At 65.4% G+C, this 16,206-nt stretch carries 16 protein-coding genes; 4 read left to right on the top strand and 12 right to left on the bottom strand.

Annotated elements, in window-relative coordinates; translation table 11 throughout:
- Nucleotides 1-75: 75 nt before the first annotated feature.
- From ACW7G1_RS01940 to ACW7G1_RS01930, 3 genes are read left to right on the top strand one after another with little or no spacing between them, the layout of a single operon-like run.
- Entirely contained in the window at nucleotides 76-1,347 is a 1,272-nt protein-coding gene (locus ACW7G1_RS01940) for a 3-isopropylmalate dehydratase large subunit (protein WP_456978081.1), read from the top strand.
- On the top strand, nucleotides 1,344-1,928 hold the full coding sequence (locus ACW7G1_RS01935) for a LeuD/DmdB family oxidoreductase small subunit (protein WP_456978080.1): 585 nt from the start codon (nucleotides 1,344-1,346) through the stop codon (nucleotides 1,926-1,928). The genes ACW7G1_RS01940 and ACW7G1_RS01935 overlap by 4 nt, the downstream gene beginning before the upstream one ends.
- Complete coding sequence (locus ACW7G1_RS01930) at nucleotides 1,925-2,818, top strand: VOC family protein (RefSeq protein WP_456978079.1); 894 nt, start codon at nucleotides 1,925-1,927, stop codon at nucleotides 2,816-2,818. Before ACW7G1_RS01935 ends, ACW7G1_RS01930 begins: the two co-directional genes overlap by 4 nt.
- 40 nt (nucleotides 2,819-2,858) lie before the next feature.
- Here ACW7G1_RS01930 and ACW7G1_RS01925 read toward each other — a convergent pair whose 3' ends face one another.
- The 5 genes from ACW7G1_RS01925 to ACW7G1_RS01905 all read right to left on the bottom strand — a co-directional run bounded on the left by ACW7G1_RS01925 (nucleotide 2,859) and on the right by ACW7G1_RS01905 (nucleotide 5,270).
- Nucleotides 2,859-3,170, bottom strand: a complete 312-nt coding sequence (locus ACW7G1_RS01925; RefSeq protein ID WP_456978077.1) for a cupin domain-containing protein — start codon at nucleotides 3,168-3,170, stop codon at nucleotides 2,859-2,861.
- A 9-nt stretch (nucleotides 3,171-3,179) separates the two neighbouring features.
- Nucleotides 3,180-3,473 carry a nitronate monooxygenase gene (locus ACW7G1_RS01920; RefSeq protein ID WP_456978076.1) on the bottom strand — a complete coding sequence of 98 codons (294 nt, stop codon included), beginning with the start codon at nucleotides 3,471-3,473 and terminating at the stop codon, nucleotides 3,180-3,182.
- Nucleotides 3,383-3,721, bottom strand: a complete 339-nt coding sequence (locus tag ACW7G1_RS01915; RefSeq protein WP_456978075.1) for an NAD(P)H-dependent flavin oxidoreductase — start codon at nucleotides 3,719-3,721, stop codon at nucleotides 3,383-3,385. The genes ACW7G1_RS01920 and ACW7G1_RS01915 overlap by 91 nt, the downstream gene beginning before the upstream one ends.
- Nucleotides 3,722-3,787: 66 nt before the next feature.
- Complete coding sequence (locus tag ACW7G1_RS01910; RefSeq protein WP_456978074.1) at nucleotides 3,788-4,171, bottom strand: VOC family protein; 384 nt, start codon at nucleotides 4,169-4,171, stop codon at nucleotides 3,788-3,790.
- A gap of 220 nt (nucleotides 4,172-4,391) precedes the next feature.
- Nucleotides 4,392-5,270 carry a LysR family transcriptional regulator gene (locus ACW7G1_RS01905; RefSeq protein ID WP_456978810.1) on the bottom strand — a complete coding sequence of 293 codons (879 nt, stop codon included), beginning with the start codon at nucleotides 5,268-5,270 and terminating at the stop codon, nucleotides 4,392-4,394.
- 142 nt (nucleotides 5,271-5,412) lie between these two features.
- Here ACW7G1_RS01905 and ACW7G1_RS01900 point away from each other — a divergent pair, with 142 nt between their 5' ends.
- Complete coding sequence (locus ACW7G1_RS01900; RefSeq protein WP_456978073.1) at nucleotides 5,413-6,285, top strand: aldo/keto reductase family oxidoreductase; 873 nt, start codon at nucleotides 5,413-5,415, stop codon at nucleotides 6,283-6,285.
- A 1,087-nt stretch (nucleotides 6,286-7,372) separates the two neighbouring features.
- On the opposite strand, the gene ACW7G1_RS01895 is transcribed toward ACW7G1_RS01900, so the two are convergent.
- The 7 genes from ACW7G1_RS01895 to ACW7G1_RS01865 form a co-directional block, all read right to left on the bottom strand.
- The gene (locus ACW7G1_RS01895) at nucleotides 7,373-7,789 is read right to left on the bottom strand and encodes a GFA family protein (protein ID WP_456978072.1); all 417 of its coding nucleotides are present in this window, start codon (nucleotides 7,787-7,789) and stop codon (nucleotides 7,373-7,375) included.
- A 125-nt stretch (nucleotides 7,790-7,914) separates the two neighbouring features.
- Nucleotides 7,915-8,334, bottom strand: a complete 420-nt coding sequence (locus ACW7G1_RS01890) for a DUF6326 family protein (RefSeq protein ID WP_456978071.1) — start codon at nucleotides 8,332-8,334, stop codon at nucleotides 7,915-7,917.
- 480 nt (nucleotides 8,335-8,814) lie between these two features.
- Nucleotides 8,815-10,059, bottom strand: a complete 1,245-nt coding sequence (locus ACW7G1_RS01885; RefSeq protein WP_456978070.1) for a CaiB/BaiF CoA transferase family protein — start codon at nucleotides 10,057-10,059, stop codon at nucleotides 8,815-8,817.
- Nucleotides 10,056-11,453, bottom strand: coding sequence for an amidase (locus ACW7G1_RS01880; protein ID WP_456978069.1), 1,398 nt, complete (start codon nucleotides 11,451-11,453; stop codon nucleotides 10,056-10,058). Before ACW7G1_RS01880 ends, ACW7G1_RS01885 begins: the two co-directional genes overlap by 4 nt.
- A 401-nt stretch (nucleotides 11,454-11,854) precedes the next feature.
- A complete protein-coding gene (locus ACW7G1_RS01875; RefSeq protein ID WP_456978068.1) occupies nucleotides 11,855-13,255 on the bottom strand; it encodes a phenylacetate--CoA ligase family protein in 1,401 nt (466 codons plus the stop codon).
- Nucleotides 13,256-13,309: 54 nt separating this feature from the next.
- The gene (locus tag ACW7G1_RS01870; RefSeq protein WP_456978067.1) at nucleotides 13,310-14,710 is read right to left on the bottom strand and encodes an MmgE/PrpD family protein; all 1,401 of its coding nucleotides are present in this window, start codon (nucleotides 14,708-14,710) and stop codon (nucleotides 13,310-13,312) included.
- The gene (locus tag ACW7G1_RS01865) at nucleotides 14,707-16,047 is read right to left on the bottom strand and encodes an MmgE/PrpD family protein (RefSeq protein WP_456978066.1); all 1,341 of its coding nucleotides are present in this window, start codon (nucleotides 16,045-16,047) and stop codon (nucleotides 14,707-14,709) included. The genes ACW7G1_RS01870 and ACW7G1_RS01865 overlap by 4 nt, the downstream gene beginning before the upstream one ends.
- Between the last annotated feature and the right edge of the window lie 159 nt (nucleotides 16,048-16,206).

Here is a 16,206-nt window from a genome sequence, read left to right as displayed (position 1 = left end):
CCAAGGGGCCTGCCAATGCAGGCCTTTTTGGTATATAGATATATCATTAGGGCCTAATCAACGGAGTGGATACGCGTGTCAGCAACTTTGGCCGAAAAAATCATCGCCAGCGCCTGTCATCGCGGCAGCGTGCGTCCCGGGGAAATCGTCACCGCGTCGATCGACCTGTTGATGATGCATGACTCCGGCGGGCCCCGCCGGGTCGCCTCGCGGCTGGAGTCGCTGGGGGCGAAGGTCTGGGACCCCGACAAAGTGGTGGTGGTCAGCGACCACTTCGTGCCCGCCACCGACCTGGAAAGCGCGGAGATCCTGGCCCTGACCCGGCGTTGGGCGCAGCAGCAGGGCGTGCGCCACTACGACATGGTCGGCATCTGCCACGTGGTGCTGCAGGAAGGCGGCCACGTGCAGCCAGGCATGTTCTGCGTCGGCGGGGATTCGCACTCGCCCAGCGGCGGCGCCTACGGCTCGTTCATGGTGGGCGTCGGCGCGACCGACATCACCGGCGCGCTGGTCACCGGCGAGTTGTGGGTGAAGGTCCCGCAGACCGTGCGGGTGAACTGGGATGGCGCCCTGTCCAACGGCGTCAGCGCCAAGGACATCATGCTGTTCCTGTGTGCCACGCTGGGCATGGGCAACGAGAACCAGGTGTTCGAATACGGCGGTGCGGCGGTGCGGGCGATGTCGATGTCCGAGCGCATGGTGTTGTGCAACATGTCCGCCGAGCTGGGCGCGGAGACCGGCATCGTCGCTGCCGATGCGACCACGATGGCCGCGCTCGTCGAAGCCGGCCAGCCGTTCGATGGCGACATTACGCAATGGCAGGGCGACGCCGACGCCACCTGTCTGGCCGAGCATCGCTATGACGCCGCCTCGCTCGCGCCGCAGATTGCCGCCCCGCACAGCCCGGCCAACAGCCGTGCAGTCACCGAGTACGACACCACCCGCATCGACCAGGCCTATATCGGCGCCTGCACCGGCGCGAAACTGTCCGACCTGCGGATGGCCGCCGAAGTGCTGAAAGGCCGCAAGGTTGCCCGCGGCACCCGTCTGTTAATCGCGCCCGCCTCGGTCGCGATGACCGCCCAGGCCGCCGCCGACGGCACCCTGGCTACCCTGACCGAAGCCGGCGCGATCCTGCTGCCGACCGGCTGCGGCGCGTGCGCCGGCATGGGCGCGGGGATGCTTGCCGCCGGCGAGGTCTGCCTGTCCACCACCGCGCGCAACTTCAAGGGCCGGATGGGCTCGGCGCAGGCGCAGGTCTACCTGGGCTCGCCCTACAGCGTCGCCGCTGGCGCGGTGAAGGGTGTGATCTGCGACCCGCGTGAACTGCTGATGGAGCCCGCATGAACAACCACCCCACTCGCGGCGCCGGCGGCACCCCGACCAGCAACATGATCCGGCGTGGCCGCGCGTTCGTGTTCGGCGACAACATCGACACCGACCTGCTCGCGCCCGGCCCGTACATGCGCGAATCGGTCGCCGTGCTCGCCAGCCATTGCCTGGAAGCGATCGACCCGGATTTCGCACGCGAGGTGCAGCCCGGCGACATCGTGGTTGGCGGCGACTCCTTCGGCATCGGCTCCTCGCGCGAGCAGGCCGTGCAATCGCTGGTCCACCTGGGCGTAGGCGCGATCATCGCCAAGTCCTTCGCGCGAATCTTCTACCGCAATGCACTCAACCTCGGCCTGCCCGCGCTGGCATGTCCCGACCTGCAGGCCGAGCGCGGCGACGAGCTGGAAGTGCGGCCGGTCGAAGGGCTGGTGATCAACCACACCAGCGGCCAGCAGTACGCCTGCGAGAAGATCCCGCCGGAGCTGATGGACATCGTCAGCGTGGGCGGCCTGATGCCGTGGCTGCAACGCAAGCTCGCAGCCGAAGCCAGACCTGCGGATGACACCGCGGCACCAACGCGAGCCCCCCGCGCATGACCAACAACCACCTGCGCCAAGGCATCCTGCACGCGACCCTGATCACCCCCGACCTGCATGCCACCTGCGCCGCCTACGCCGAGCAGCTCGGCCTGGCGGTCGGCAAGCGCGACACGCTGGACGCCGCCACCGCCGACGTCCTCGGCCTGCCCGGCCTGCGCGACCAACCACTCATATGGCTGGCCAACGATGCCGGCGAAGCGATCCTGCGCGTGATCGAAGATCCCACATCCATTGTCGGCGAACCGATGTTCCGCCACGGCTGGCTGTCGCTGGAAGTGCTGGTCGGCGACATCGACGCCCTCGCCGGCGGCCTGCGCGCACCGTTCCGCGTGCTCGGCGCCCCGGCCGACCTGGAACTGAGCCCCGCTATCCGCGCCAGCCAGGTCATCGGCCCCTGCGGCGAGATGCTCTACCTCACCCAGATCAAGGCCCCGGTGCCACCGTTCGACCTGCCGATGACCGACGACCGTATCGCCCGTCCCTTCATCGGCGTCATGTCCACCCCGGACCGCACCGCCTCCCAAGCCGCCTGGGCCGCATTGGCGGGAGCAAACGGCTGGGCATTCGACACCAGGATCACCGTCCTCAACCGCGCCTTCGGCCGCGAGCTGGAAGGCCGCTACCCCGTCGCCGTCGTCCCGCTGACCGGGCAATGCCTGGTCGAGATCGACCAGGTCGATCTGCCGCAAGCGCCCACCCGGTCAACGAACGAACGCAGCGCCGGGTTGCACAGCGTCGCGTTGCGGTTGCCGGGGTTGGGCGGCGACAACGTGCCAGCGGGTTGGGAGCTGGTGGGCGAAATCCAAAACTCCACTGGCAACCGCCACCTCGGCCTGCGCGGCCCGGCGGGCGAGCATATCGAGCTGACAGAATTCTCTGGATCCTGAATTCAACGGGTCCGCAAACCAACTTCGGTCAAATTAATTATCAGACACTGCCTTCAGTCTCGATGACGAGAATGCGGGCTTGGCCGATCGGATGTGCAACGTGCTCGGTACCCACCGACGCATAGAAAATATCGCCTGTTTCGAGGACCGTTGACTGCTCGATGCCATTCTCGCGGTAATGCATTTCAACACGGCCATCCAGAACAGCAAAAACCTCTTGCCCGTCATTGATGTGCCATTTGTAGGGTTGGTCGGTCCAATGAAGGCGTGTCGTGACCCCATTCATATTGGCGATATCAAGAGAACCCCAAGGCCGACTGGCGATGAACTCCCTGCTGCGGATGATCTTCATGTTCTATTGCTAGAGGCCAGCGGCCAATTCACGGGTGAGTTGCGCGGCTGGTATCTCCCTGCATCCACTCGCATTCTGACCAGACCACAGAGGTGAGAAATCACCGGAGCCTCGGCTTTCGGCCTTGGCGCGCAAAGGAGCAATGGCGGCGGTAGCCAAAGGGAAATCGGGTGTAGTGACACTGTTAGGACCAAGCTCGTTTATGACGCGGTTCACGATGCCTCGGGCGGGTCGACCGGAGAAAAGGTTGGTGACCGCCGTATTCCATATTCCTTGTAATAAAGCGAAAGCGTAGCTCGCCACGCTGCTTCGCGCTCGGCACTGGGTCTGGGCGGCGTGTGGCAGAAAAAATTCACGTTAAAAGGCTTGTCTGTTTGGATCTTGATTGCTGCCAGCTCATCGCGCATGGCATCAAGACTGAGCATGGCACAGGGCAGCGAGCCCAGCCCACCAGCGTTAGACACGGCCACTGCCAGTGCACTACCTTGCACGCCCGCCATAGGTGCTTGAATGATCGGTAGCTCTATACCCAGGAGTTGTTGAAGGGTCATTGTTGGAACTCCAGTTTCTGAACAGCGTCCCTTGGAGTGCTAATTCACCCGACAATGCGCTGTGAGTTACAAATCACGACAAACCGCCTCGATGTTGTTGCCATCCGGGTCCAGTACGAAAGCTGCGTAGTAACCGGGCGGGTAGCCTTGGTTGGTTTCTCGAAGCGCCGGAGGCCCGTTGTCTTTGCCGCCGGCGCTGAGCGCCGCCGTATAAAAGGCATCGACGGCGTCACGGCTTTCCCCAATGAACGCCGTGTGCTGTTTGGTACTGTGAGGATGGAATCGGTCGATCCAGAACACCGGGTACTCAACACCGTAACCTACAGCGTCGGCACCTGTTGCTTGGGGAAGCTGCACGACTCTGCGAAGGCCGAGAGCGGCAAGAGCAGCATCATAGAAGACAGCGGAGCGACTGACCTCAGCAACTCCAATTCCGGTGTGGTCAATCATGCCAAAAACCTCCTTTGCAGCCTGACGTCTGAACTAAGCCGTAGGAACTATCGGTTCGGCTTGAACGACTTGAGCCGCAGATATTCCCGGTCACGCCCAATCACCCGGATTTCGGGTCAGCGGTACTGCGTCCGGGGCAGGTGTGCGAAAACCGTATCATCTATCGCTTCTCGACGGACAAGGGCGGGAAGGATCACTGATCGGACCTGGGCTTTTCATGTCAGCTGTTCGTCTTGATGAAGTCGATGAACGCACGAAGCGGCGCCGGCACCAGCCGCCGCCCGGGGTAATAGAGGAAGGGCCCAGGGAAGGCCAGCCACCACGGCTCCAGCACGGGTTCCAGCGCGCCGCTGTCCAGGTGCGGGCGGATCCAGTCCTCGAACAGCGCGACGATGCCGGTGCCGGCGATCGCGGCGTCGACGGCCAGGTCGGATGCGCCGCCCATGCGCACCACCAGCGGTCCGGTGGGTTCCACCCGCACGGTTTCGCCATCCTTCTCGAACTCCCACGCGGGCATGTTGCCGCTGGCGAAACGGCCACGCAGGCAGGCGTGGGCCAGCAGGTCGCGCGGATGTGTCGGGCGCCCACGGCGATCGAGATACGCCGGCGCGGCCGCAGCGGCGAAGCGCTGTACGCGCGGCCCGATCGGCACCGCGATCATGTCCTGCTCCAGCCGCTCGTCGTAGCGGATGCCCGCGTCGCAACCGGCCGCCAGCACATCGACGAAGCTCTCGTCGGTAAGCACTTCCAGGCGGATGTCGGGATAAGCGGCGAGAAACGGCGGCACGATCGCGGGCAGCACCAGGCGCGAGGCGCTCATCGGCACGTTGAGGCGCAGCGTGCCGGCCGGGCGTTCGCGAAAGTTGTTGACCACGTCCAGTGCGTCCGCCACCTCGGCCAAGGCGGGCCGCAGCCGTTCCAGCAAATTTTTGCCGGCTTCGGTGGGTGCCACGCTGCGCGTGGTGCGATGGAGCAGGCGCACGCCGAGCTGCGCTTCGAGCCGGCGCACCGCCTCGCTCAGGGCGGAGGCGCTGCCGCCGCTCAGTCGCGCGCCCTCGCGAAAGCCGCCAGCGCTTGCCACGGTCACGAACGCGTTCAGGTCGGCCAGCTCCGCTTTCACAACTTTCTCTGCTGCAGCTTTTGGTTGTGCGGAAATCAGCACAAGTCGTGCGGATTGTGCCCTCTTATCGGACGATCCGACAGGTCCTACGCTGGAACTCCACCTCGACAGGAGTTTCCCCATGTCCGCCATCCAGCAATCCGGCACGTTCACGCTTGGCGATCGTCGCGTCCACCGAATGGGCTACGGCACCATGCAACTGGCGGGCCCCGGCGTGTTCGGCCCGCCGCGGGATCGTGATGCGGCGCTCGCCGTGCTGCGCGCCGCCGTCGAAAGCGGCGTGAACCACATCGACACCAGCGACTTCTACGGTCCGCACATTACCAATCAGCTGATCCGCGAAGCCTTGCACCCGTATCGCGACGACGCGGTCATCGTCACCAAGATCGGGGCACGCCGCGACGACGGGGGCGGCTGGTTACCTGCCTTTTCGCGCGAGGAGTTGACCGCGGCGGTACACGAGAATCTGCGCAACCTGGGGCTGGATGTGCTCGATGTGGTCAACCTGCGCATCATGTTCGATACGCACGGGCCAGCGGAGGGCTCGATCGCGCCGATGCTCGAGATTCTGGCGGATCTGCAGCGCCAGGGACTGGTGCGTCACATCGGCCTGAGCAATGTAACGCCGACGCAGATCGCCGAAGGCCGCGGCATATGCCGCATAGCCTGTGTGCAGAACCAGTACAACCTGGTGCACCGCGACGACGACACGCTGATCGACGATCTCGCGGGCGATGGCGTGGCGTACGTGCCGTTTTTCCCGCTCGGCGGGTTCAGCCCACTGCAGTCGACCACGCTGTCGGAGATCGCCGCGCGCCTGGGCGCCACACCAATGCAGGTGGCGCTGGCGTGGTTGCTGCGGCGCTCGCCGAACATCCTGCTGATTCCCGGCACGTCGTCGGTGGCGCATCTGCACGAAAACATCGCCGCGGCAGACATCGTGTTGTTCGATGATGTACTGCGTGAGCTGGATGGCGTGGCAACGGCCGTCTGATCCCGCCGAAACAGTACCAGATGCGATGCTTTTGGATGCCGCCGAAGGACGAGAGTGAAGACGCCAGGAACTGGAAGCGAGGCAACCCACCGAAGCCGCGCCAACCGGGCGAACGCACCCGAAACCGCCCCACCGCAGAACTATCAACAGCAACCGCCTAACGTTTGAGATGAGAGGCATGACCCGGCTTGCCGGGGCATGTCCTCTCGATTGAAGGGTTAGGCATCAGGTGCTTCGTGGCCTGATTTGGAGTACGCGCGCTCGACCCTGGCAATTCGAAGCGCATAGTGCGCATACCAATCTCGTTTGCCTGTTTCTTGTGCGATCTTGTGTTCCGCGTGAGCCTTCCACCTCGATATTGATTCGAGAGTCTGCCAGTAAGAGACTGTGATACCGAACCCTGAGCTCGCGCGCGCACTCTCAGCACCGAGGAAGCCGGACTGTTGTGCGGCCAGTTCAACCATTCGATCAGCCATTGCATCGTAGCCTCTGTCGCCCATGGTTCTGAGCGACGAAAAGATTACGGAATAATAAGGTGGTTTCGGTAACTTCGCAAAGTCTTGATACACGAGGACCCCTATTGAATGAGGATGTATTCTGGAGGAGGTGATACGCGGAGGAAACGCCTGAATTAAGCCGCCCCGCAACGCGCTGGCCGTGAGCTGACAGTGCAACACAGCAACAGAAGAAGTTGGTCGCCCGCAGCGGCGTCTTCCAGGCTGAATCGGCGACGAAACTCCGAGTCACTGTTGGCAATGCACCTGGCGATGCTTTAATTTGCTGATTCCGCATCAGGCAGCTCAAAGAGCGGCTCAGATTGTTCATGATCAATACCTACCAGTTGGAACATGGTCATTGGCCATTTCTCAGCGAAGGTGGACGATCACTCTCACACGATCAGTCAGCAATTACTCGCCAGATTCGGACATTGCAACTCCGGGCGCTAACGCCTGAGTCAAGCCCAACACCCAAGTTAAGCCGACCCGCGTAGTGGAGCGGAACAAATGACCGGGGAAACGCTATGGCTTCCAGACCCCCGCCGACCGCATGCACAAACTCTCAGGGGTGTTGCATTTGGAGTGTTAATTCACCCCTCAGCCAACGGTGGAAACTCCGCATGACGGGGCAAGGTGTCCGCGAACTCCGCCCAAGCAAGATGCTCGGCATGCCAATAGTGAAACTGCGGGGTGAGTGAGGCCGGATCGTCAAGGCTGCCGATGGTGATGTCCACCAGGCCTGGGATGTAAGTTGCGGCAAAAGAGATCTGCGTACCGCAGGTCTCGCAGAAGCCCCGCTTCCCTTCTTGCGAGGAGGCATAGAGCTTGGGCTGGCCTTGAGCGAAGACTACTTGCGGCTCCTCAAACATGGCCCACGCGACGGCGGGCGCTGCATTGGCCCGCCTGCACATGGAGCAATGACAGATTGCCGTCATAACGGGCTCACCGGTGATCCGGTACCGGATGGTGCCGCACTGACAGCCACCTTCAAACTTTGTGTCCGACATGTTGATTGCTCCGTATGAGGGCTAACGCTCAAGTTAAGCCGAATTGCAGCGCGTAGCCAACGACATGGCAAGCTCTATCGGGCATGTTGTTGGCGTAGCGATGCAATTGCGGCTTGAACGCATTGTCAGGCGGCATTTGCTGCAGTCTTTGGCCAGGTCCACGCGTACCAGACTACAAGAGCTGTCAGAAGCGCCTCTAGTGCGGCGAAGAACTTGTAAAAGTACCAGTCTGCCTGGAGTGCAAGTAGAGCCATCATTAGCGTGTAGATAACTCCAAATGTGACGTTCAAAACTTGACTAGTTCTTGGGTTGAGCACGGAAGACAAGAACACAAGCAGGCACGGGATGGCTAAAAGCACCGAAGTGGCTACTAAGGCGCCCTGAGTGACGGTGCCGAAGAGTCCATTTCCTTGCAGCATTCCCTCGAGTTTTCCGGGAACGTAGAGTTCGAAGTAGTCGCAGTAGAGATAGCAAAAGACAGTCGACGCCCATAGCAGGCTCAGCTTAAGCTTCGTGTGGAGCTTGAAATCGGTGAGCTGTGACAAGGCGGTCTCCGAGTAAAAGGTCTGTGAGGTGCCTATCGGCTTCACGACTCTCGCCACTGCAATAGACAACAACGAGTGTCTCGCGTCCCCGTGACGATTGGGATGACGCCTAACGCCTATTCGACCCCTAAACGGGGCGTTGCAAGCAGTATGCCCGAATATTCCTGGGGGTCTACAGGACACAATCAGCGTCAGATCAACGAGTTACGCCCCACCCCACCACCTCCCTCATATCGCCGGACATTGTGCTATCCGTCATAGCGCCGACCTTTACCCTGTTACACCAAAGACAACACGGTGTGACCGTTGCGCTCGCTACAGGGAAATATCCCGATCCCTCGTTGCCGGCATCGGCCACCACGCGAACATTCCGCACAGCACGGCCATCACGGTGGGGTAATACAGGCCCGCGGGAATGACGAATGAAAGCGGGGGGAAGACGAACGAAAGCGGGGAAGACGACAAGCGTTCAGACATTCCTCACGAGGACGGTTTCGGTGGCAATGCCACCACGCCAGCCGCCGCCAGTGCGGTCAACTCGGCGGCATCCAGGCCGAGCAGGTCGCCAAGCACGTCGTTGGTGTGTTCGCCCAGTCCGGGCGCGGCGTGACCGTATTGCACCGGGGTGGCCGAAAACCGCACCGGATTGGCGACGCCGGGAACGTGGCCGGCGGTCGGGTGTGGCAGGTCGATGCGCAGGCCGCGCGCGCGCACTTGCGGGTCGTCGAACACCTGGTCAATGCGGTTGACCGGCGCGCACGGCACGGTGGCGCGTTCCAGTTCCGCCAGCCATTGCGCACTGGGCCGGGTGGCGAGGCGTTGTTCGAGGTACGGCACCAGCCGGTCGCGGTTGGCGACGCGGGCGGCGTTGGTGGCGTAGCGCGGGTCGGCCGCCAGTTCGGGGTCGCCGAGCACCGCGCAGAAGCGCGCGAACTGGCCGTCGTTGCCGACCGCGAGCATGAAGTAGCCGTCCGCGCTGGGCATGACCTGGTACGGGACGATGTTCGGGTGCGCGCTGCCCTGCCGCTGCGGCACCTCGCCGCCGACCAGGTAGTTCATGGCCTGGTTGGCCAGCCACGCGACCTGGGTGTCGAGCAGCGCGAGGTCGATGTGCTGGCCTGCGCCGTGACGCTCGGCGTGGCGCAACGCGGCGAGGATCGCCGACACCGCGTACATGCCGGTCATCAGGTCGGTAGCGGCGACGCCGACTTTCTGCGGTACGCCGCCGGGCTTGCCTTCGGGTTCGCCGGTGATGCTCATCAGGCCGCCGATCGCCTGGATCGCGGCGTCGTAGCCGGCCCGTTGCGCGTAGGGGCCGGTCTGGCCGAAGCCGGTGATCGAGCAGTACACCAGCTTCGGATTGATCGCCTTCAGGCTGGCGTAGTCCAGCCCGTATTTGGCCAGCCCGCCAACTTTGTAGTTCTCCACCAGCACGTCGCAGTGGCGGGCGAGTTCGCGGATCAGCGCCTGCCCGCGCTCGCCGGTGAAGTCGATCGCGACCGAGCGCTTGCCGCGGTTCGCACACAGGTAGTACGCGGATTCGGCGGTCGCCGCGCCGTCGACATCGTGCAACCACGGCGGGCCCCAGCCTCTGGTGTCGTCACCGCCCTGGGGACGCTCGACCTTGATCACCTCGGCACCGAAATCGGCCAGCACCTGGGTCGCCCACGGGCCGGCGAGGATGCGCGACAGGTCCAGTACCCGCACGCCATCCAGCGGCCTCATCGCGGCCACCAGTCACGGCAGGCCGTCGGCAACGAGGGCTGCCAGCCAATCGCCTGCTGGAACTGTTCGGCCAGCGCGATCAGGCGGAACTCGTCGCCGATGTTGCCGACCAGCTGCAAGCCCAACGGCAGTTCTCCGTCGGCCACGGCCAGCGGCACCGACAGGGCCGGGTTGCCGGCGAAGTTGGCGTAGGCAGTCAGGTCGGCCTGGTTCGCCGGAGCCGGCGTGCCGAACGCGAACGCGCGCTGCAGCGTGGTCGGCATCACCAGCACGTCGCACTGCGCCAGCCATTGCTGCAATTGCACCTGGGCCTGGTCGAGCACGAGCGACGCGGCGACCAGATCGCTGGCGGACTTGCCTTCGGCGTAGGCCATCAGCTTTTGCAGCAGGGGGGAGAACCGCTCGCGGTGATGCTGCCAGTCGTGTTCATGTTCGATCAGCATTTCCGCCTCACAGACCAGCAGGCCGGCGCGGCGCGAGTGGCCGGGTGCGAGGGTCGGCGCGGGCAGCTCGATGTGCTGGTGACCCAGTGCAAGCAGGGTGTCGAGGCCGGCGGCGAAGGCCTCGGCGATGCCGGCCTCGCACTCGATGGTGTCGCCGAAATCGATCACGCCCAGCCGCAGCGGGCCGGTCGATGCGGGCGCGAACGCAATCGCCCGCGACTGCGCGCTGGCCGGATCAAACCCGGCCAGCACCGGCAGCAGCCGGCGCAGGTCGCGGGCCGAGCGGGCCAGCGGGCCGACGTGGTCGAGCCGACGGCTAAGGGCCACGCTGCCACGGGTGCTGACCGCGCCCCAGCTCGGCTTCAAGCCGACCACGCCGCAGTAGCTGGCAGGGATTCGCACCGAGCCCATGCTGTCGGTGCCCAACGCCGCGCTGCACAGCCCGGCCGCCACCGCCGCGCCGCTGCCGCCGCTGGAACCGCCCGGGGTGAAGCCGGGACGGTGGGGGTTGTGGCAGGCGCCGTAGTGCGGGTTGTCGTTGTCCGCGCCCAGCGCCGCTTCGTGCATGTTGAGCTTGCCGACGATCACCGCGCCGGCCGCGCGCAGGCGGGCGACGGCGGGGCTGTCTTCGCTGGCGGGCGCTTTGTCCCGGCGCGTGGCCATGCCGGCGGTGGTGATGAACCCGGCCGCGTCGAGGTTGTCCTTGATCGCGATCGGCACGCCTTCCAGCGCGCGTGCGTTGCCGGCTTGGCGGCGCGCATCCGACGCCGCAGCCGCAGCCCGCGCTGCTTCGGCTCCGACGGCGAGGTAGCTGTTGAGCACCGGCTGGCTGGCGGCAATCACATCCAGCTGCTGCTCCAACAGGTCAGTGCAGGACAGCTCGCCACGATCCAGCCGCGCCAGCTGCGAACTCATGTCTTCGCCCAGCAGGACGGGGTCGGCTTGGCTCATAACGGCAGGCTCATGCGGGAGGATTTCATCGGGACTCGATCGGGCGGACGTTGGCGCGGGGCGGGGCGGGTCAGGTCTCAACAACTGCCGTCGTCCCCGCGAAAGCGGGGGTGAGATCGGGCGCTTGCGAGCCACTGGCTCGCGCCCGATTGAACGCACGAACGCCACGCGTGAGGGCCGGAGATCGCAAGATCCAGCGCCGTTGTTGCCGATGACCTCAAAGTCACTGGGTTCCCGCTTTCGCGGGAATGACGAATGAAGGTGCGGGAATGACGAATGGAGGTGCGGGAATGACGAATGAAGGTGCGGGAATGAAGTACGGGGGAGCGGGAATGAAGTACGGGGGTGCGGGAATGACTAACGAGGTGCGGGAATGACTAACCGGGATATTCATGGGCGGGTTACGCGAAACGCTTGTCGATCAGACGCACCGGCTTCTGGCGGGTTTCCATGCCGGTCAACGGTGCCAGCGCGCCCGGCTCGGCCAGCACGATGCTGACGTCCACGCCCAGCCGCATGCGCAGCAACGCGGCAAACGCGGCGGCCAGTTTGGCATCGTTGCAGTCGCCCTTGACCTCGACATGCACGGCCAGGTCGTCGCGGCCGGTCGCGTCGCGGGTGGTGACGCAGATGAACTCGCCGGCGAACCCGGCGTGCTCTTCCAGGATCGGCGCCATCGCCTGCGGGAACACGTTGATGCCGCGGATCTTGACCATGTTGTCACTGCGCCCGAGGAAGCCCTCGATCCGGCGCAGGTTGATGCCCAGCGACGACGGCGTGGTCAGCACGCGGGTCACGTCGTGGGTGTTGAAGCGGATGATCGGGTAGATGTCGTCCTTGTACAGGCAGGTAACCACCATGTCGCCGGGCTCGCCATCGGCGACCACCGCGCCGTCGTCGACGCCGAGGATCTCGACGTACTGCGCGTCCTCCATCAGGTACAGGCCGTCCTGGTCCGGGCCCTGGCCGGCGATCGCACCGGTGTCGCCAACGCCGTACCAGTCGTACAGCTGCGCGCCGCCCCAGGCCGCCGACAGCGACTCGCGCGACTCGCGGCCCAGATGGCCGCAAATCATCCGCACCGGGATATCGCGGCCTGGCTCCAGGCCCTGCTCGCGGGCGACGTCGGCGAGCTTCTTGATGTAGTCGGCAAAGCCGACGATGACGGTCGCGCCCATGTCGCGCATCAGGTTGACCTGCTGGGCGGAGCGCATCTCGATACCGGTACCGGCCGAGCAGAACAGCGCCTGGGTGAAGTGGTTGACCGCCTCGCGCACGTAATGACCACCGTTGATCATGCCGTGGCCGTACACCGAGTGGACGACGTCGCCGGCCTTCATGCCCTGCCAGCGGTACAGACGCGCCAGCAGCAGGTTCTGGATCTCCCGGCTTTTCGGGCTGAACATCAGCGGCTGCGGCCGGCCGGTGGTGCCGCTGGTGGTGTGGAACACCATCGGCGTGTCACCGGCGGCGGTGCCGTCACGCCAGCCGTGGAAGTCGCCCAGCGGCGGGCAGGCTTCCACCGACGCCATGATCTCGTGCTTGCCGAATACCGGCAGCTTGCCGATGTCGGCCAGTCCCTTGATGTCGCCGGCCTGGATGCCCTGCGCGCCCCACAGGCGCTGGTAGAACGGGATCTGCCAGGCACGCGCGACGCAGCGCTGGAACATCGTGTCCTGCTGCGCGAACAGCTCGTCGCGGCTGAGGCTCTGGAAGCGTTCGGCAAACGCCTGGTCCAGCGGGAACTGCGAGAGCAGTTCGCGGACGTCAAAGGTCTCGAAATAGGTCGGGGTCGTGGTCATGGCATCTCAACAATCGGAAAAGGGGCGATCAGTGCGGTGGCGGCCGGACAGCGGTCAACCGGGCGCGATCAGGCAATCGACCAGACGGCGCACGTCGTCGAGCGCCTCCAACCGGTCGAGCAGGGACAGCAGCTCGGCGCGACGTGCGGCGTCGAACGGCCGCGCGGCGTGGTCGAGGCAATGGTGGAACTTGGCCAGTTGCTGCTCGCGCGACAACGGCCGCTGCGGCGAGCCAAGCGCGGCATCGCGGTGGTTGTGCAACTGCGCGCCGGTGCGGAGTGTGACGACCAGGCTCTGTGGTACCAGCGCGTTGGGGTCGTCGCAGGCGTTGGGCACCACCTGCAGCTTGCCGGCAAATGCGGCGCGACGCGGATCGCCCAGCTTGGCGGCGGCGTAGGTGTCCAGACCAACCCGCCCATCGATCATCAGGCTCGCCACGAGGTAAGGCAGGCACAGGCGTGCATAGCTCGGCGTCAGCCCGTCCACGTAAGGGCGGGCGACCAGTCGCCGGACCAGCGGTGGCGCTTGCAGCTGGATACTTTCGATGTCGTCGAGTTCAAGACCTTCGCGCTCGCGCAGTTCGCCCAGCATGTCCAGGCAGGCATGCGCGGCGCCGCCGGTCGGGAACACCTTGTGGCTGATCTGCTCGACCTGCGATTGTCCGGCGGCCAATGCCGCCAGCGCGGGCGCGGTGTCGTAGGCGCCTTCGATCAAGGGCAGGTAGCCGAACGGGCCTTCGAGCCAGTCGCGCGGCGCGGGGAAGCCGTGGCTCGCCAGCGCCCATGCGGTGCTCGCGGCACGCCCGTTGAGGCCGATCTGCAGGGCCAACGTCGGCGAGCCTTCGACATGCGCCTGCATGGTGCCCGACAGGTGGCTGTAGGTCAGTCCCAGCGCCCGCTGCAACGTTTCCGCATCGGCCTGGTGGAGGTGGGCGATGCCGGCCGCCGCGCCCAACGCACCGCACATCGCGGGACGGAAGAAGCGCATCGGCGCGCGGCCGCTGATGCCGATCAGGGTGGCGACATCGACCGCAATCGCGACCGCGGTGATCAGGCGCTTGCCGTCGATCCCGCCGTGCTGTTCGGCGACCGCCACCAGGGTCGACAGGATCACCGCCATCGGATGCACGACTGCGGGCATGTGCACGCAGTCGAACTCCTGGTTGTGGATCTGGAAGCCGTTGACCAGCGCGGCGCTGGCGGTGGGCAGTGGCTCACCGGTCACCCAGACCCGCGCTTCGTTGCCGCTGCCCAACGCGGCGGCAGCCGCACGCACGTCGGTGGTCAGCGGCACCTGCGGACCGGAGCCGGCAATGCCGACGGCGACCGAGTCCATGATGAACTTCTTCGTCGCGGCGATCGCGGCAGGCGACAGGTCCTTATAACGCAGCGTGGCGGCGTGGGCAATCAGCGGTTCGGTCAGCCGTGGCATCGGGTTAGGTGCTGTCGTGGTCATCGTTTCACTCCGGCCAGCGCGACGCGCAGGGGCTCCAGCGACGCGGCGGTTGGCAGCGCGCGCACGGCATCAAACAACGCAGCCGCCACCTCAGGCGATACCCCACCCCATTCGGCCAACGCCAGCGCCTTGGCGCCGATCGCGGCGTCCTTCATCGGGCACTCCGGGTCGCCCCAGGCATCGGTGCGGGCTGCATGCAGGCGTCGGCCATCGGTCAGCAACACGGTTGCGGTAGCGCCGTAATGATCGGGGAAGCGGGCACTGCAGGCGGGGTCCTCGCTTACCGATACGCGCTCGCGCATGGCGCCGATGGCCGGGTCGTTGAAGGTATGCGGAAGGTAATGCGACAACTGCGGCCGGCCCAGGCAGGCGATGGCGGCGACCGCATGCTGCAGGCTGAACTTGGCCTCCAGCTCGGTGGCCGGATGCGGCCGATCGCAGAACCGCAAGGCCTCGGCGTAGGTGGTGATCTGGATGCTCGCAAACGCCTCCACGGGCAAATCGCCGGCCTGGCGCAGGGCATCGAGCATCGCATCGACGGCGGGGTGCGCGTGCCGGCAGGCGGGCCAGGGTTTCAGGCTGGTGGTGTGGATCAGCCAGTCCGGCTCGGCGGCCAGCACCAGTTCCGGCCGTGCGTCGGGTGCGGTGGCGGCGAACAGGCCCTGCTCGCCTTCGAGGATCGCGCGCGGTCCACGCAAGCCGGCTGCCGCAAGTTGCGCAGCCAGCCAACCGCTGCGCGCGGCCTCGGCGTTGTGGATCGATTTGGTCGGCACCGGTTCGTGGCGCATCTGCCACAACCCGCCGGTGCGGCTGCCGGCAGTGCCCAGTGCGTCGGCGGTCGCTTCTGCGTCCAGGCCCAGCACCGATGCCGCCGCCGCGGCCGCGCCGAACGCGCCAGCAGTGGAGGTCGGATGCCAGTAGCGGTAATGCCCGCGCCCCAGTGCGCGGCCTATGCGGATGGTGGCCTCGTAGCCGCGTACCACTGCGTCGAGGAACTGTTGCGGCGAAGCGTCGCTGGCCTGGCTGGCCGCCAACGCGACCGGGATCACCACCGGGCCGGGGTGCAGGATCGCGCCTCGGTGCACGTCGTCCATTTCCAGCACGTTGCCCAGTGCGGCATTGATCAGCAGCGCGGAGGCCGGATCATGCTGGCCGGCCGAGATCGCGGTCGCATCGCCCATAGGCAAGGTGTCGACCAGCCCGGCCAGTTGCCCTGCCAGTGGCGAGCGCAGCGCGCCCAGGCTGCAGCCCAGCCAATCGAGCAAGAGCGCGGCGGCACGATGGCGCGCGGCGGGGTCGACCGGCCGCAGCAGGTGCACGGCCAGTGCGGCGGTCAAGCTGGAAGCCTGCCGGGTCATCGCGCGTCAACCAACACGGGCACCTCACTGCATGGGATGGGGCTGGATGGGCTTGCACCGCAGCAACGCCGGTTTTGGTCGTCGCTGCATGGCAGGCCGTTATCAGCAGGGTATCGGACTTTGTCCGGACATATCATA

The sequence above is a fragment of the Lysobacter sp. A378 genome, from assembly GCF_054052125.1.
This window is presented reverse-complemented; position numbering and strand designations above follow the sequence as displayed.

Excerpts from the sequence above, each read along its gene's own strand:
- ACW7G1_RS01935 (WP_456978080.1), top strand. The coding sequence starts at position 1,344 with ATGAACAACCACCCCACTCGCGGCGCCGGCGGCACCCCGACCAGCAAC.
- ACW7G1_RS01930 (WP_456978079.1), top strand. The coding sequence starts at position 1,925 with ATGACCAACAACCACCTGCGCCAAGGCATCCTGCACGCGACCCTGATC.
- ACW7G1_RS01925 (WP_456978077.1), bottom strand. The coding sequence starts at position 3,170 with ATGAAGATCATCCGCAGCAGGGAGTTCATCGCCAGTCGGCCTTGGGGT.
- ACW7G1_RS01915 (WP_456978075.1), bottom strand. The coding sequence starts at position 3,721 with ATGACCCTTCAACAACTCCTGGGTATAGAGCTACCGATCATTCAAGCA.
- ACW7G1_RS01910 (WP_456978074.1), bottom strand. The coding sequence starts at position 4,171 with ATGATTGACCACACCGGAATTGGAGTTGCTGAGGTCAGTCGCTCCGCT.
- ACW7G1_RS01900 (WP_456978073.1), top strand. The coding sequence starts at position 5,413 with ATGTCCGCCATCCAGCAATCCGGCACGTTCACGCTTGGCGATCGTCGC.
- ACW7G1_RS01895 (WP_456978072.1), bottom strand. The coding sequence starts at position 7,789 with ATGTCGGACACAAAGTTTGAAGGTGGCTGTCAGTGCGGCACCATCCGG.
- ACW7G1_RS01885 (WP_456978070.1), bottom strand. The coding sequence starts at position 10,059 with ATGAGGCCGCTGGATGGCGTGCGGGTACTGGACCTGTCGCGCATCCTC.
- ACW7G1_RS01880 (WP_456978069.1), bottom strand. The coding sequence starts at position 11,453 with ATGAGCCAAGCCGACCCCGTCCTGCTGGGCGAAGACATGAGTTCGCAG.
- ACW7G1_RS01875 (WP_456978068.1), bottom strand. The coding sequence starts at position 13,255 with ATGACCACGACCCCGACCTATTTCGAGACCTTTGACGTCCGCGAACTG.
- ACW7G1_RS01870 (WP_456978067.1), bottom strand. The coding sequence starts at position 14,710 with ATGACCACGACAGCACCTAACCCGATGCCACGGCTGACCGAACCGCTG.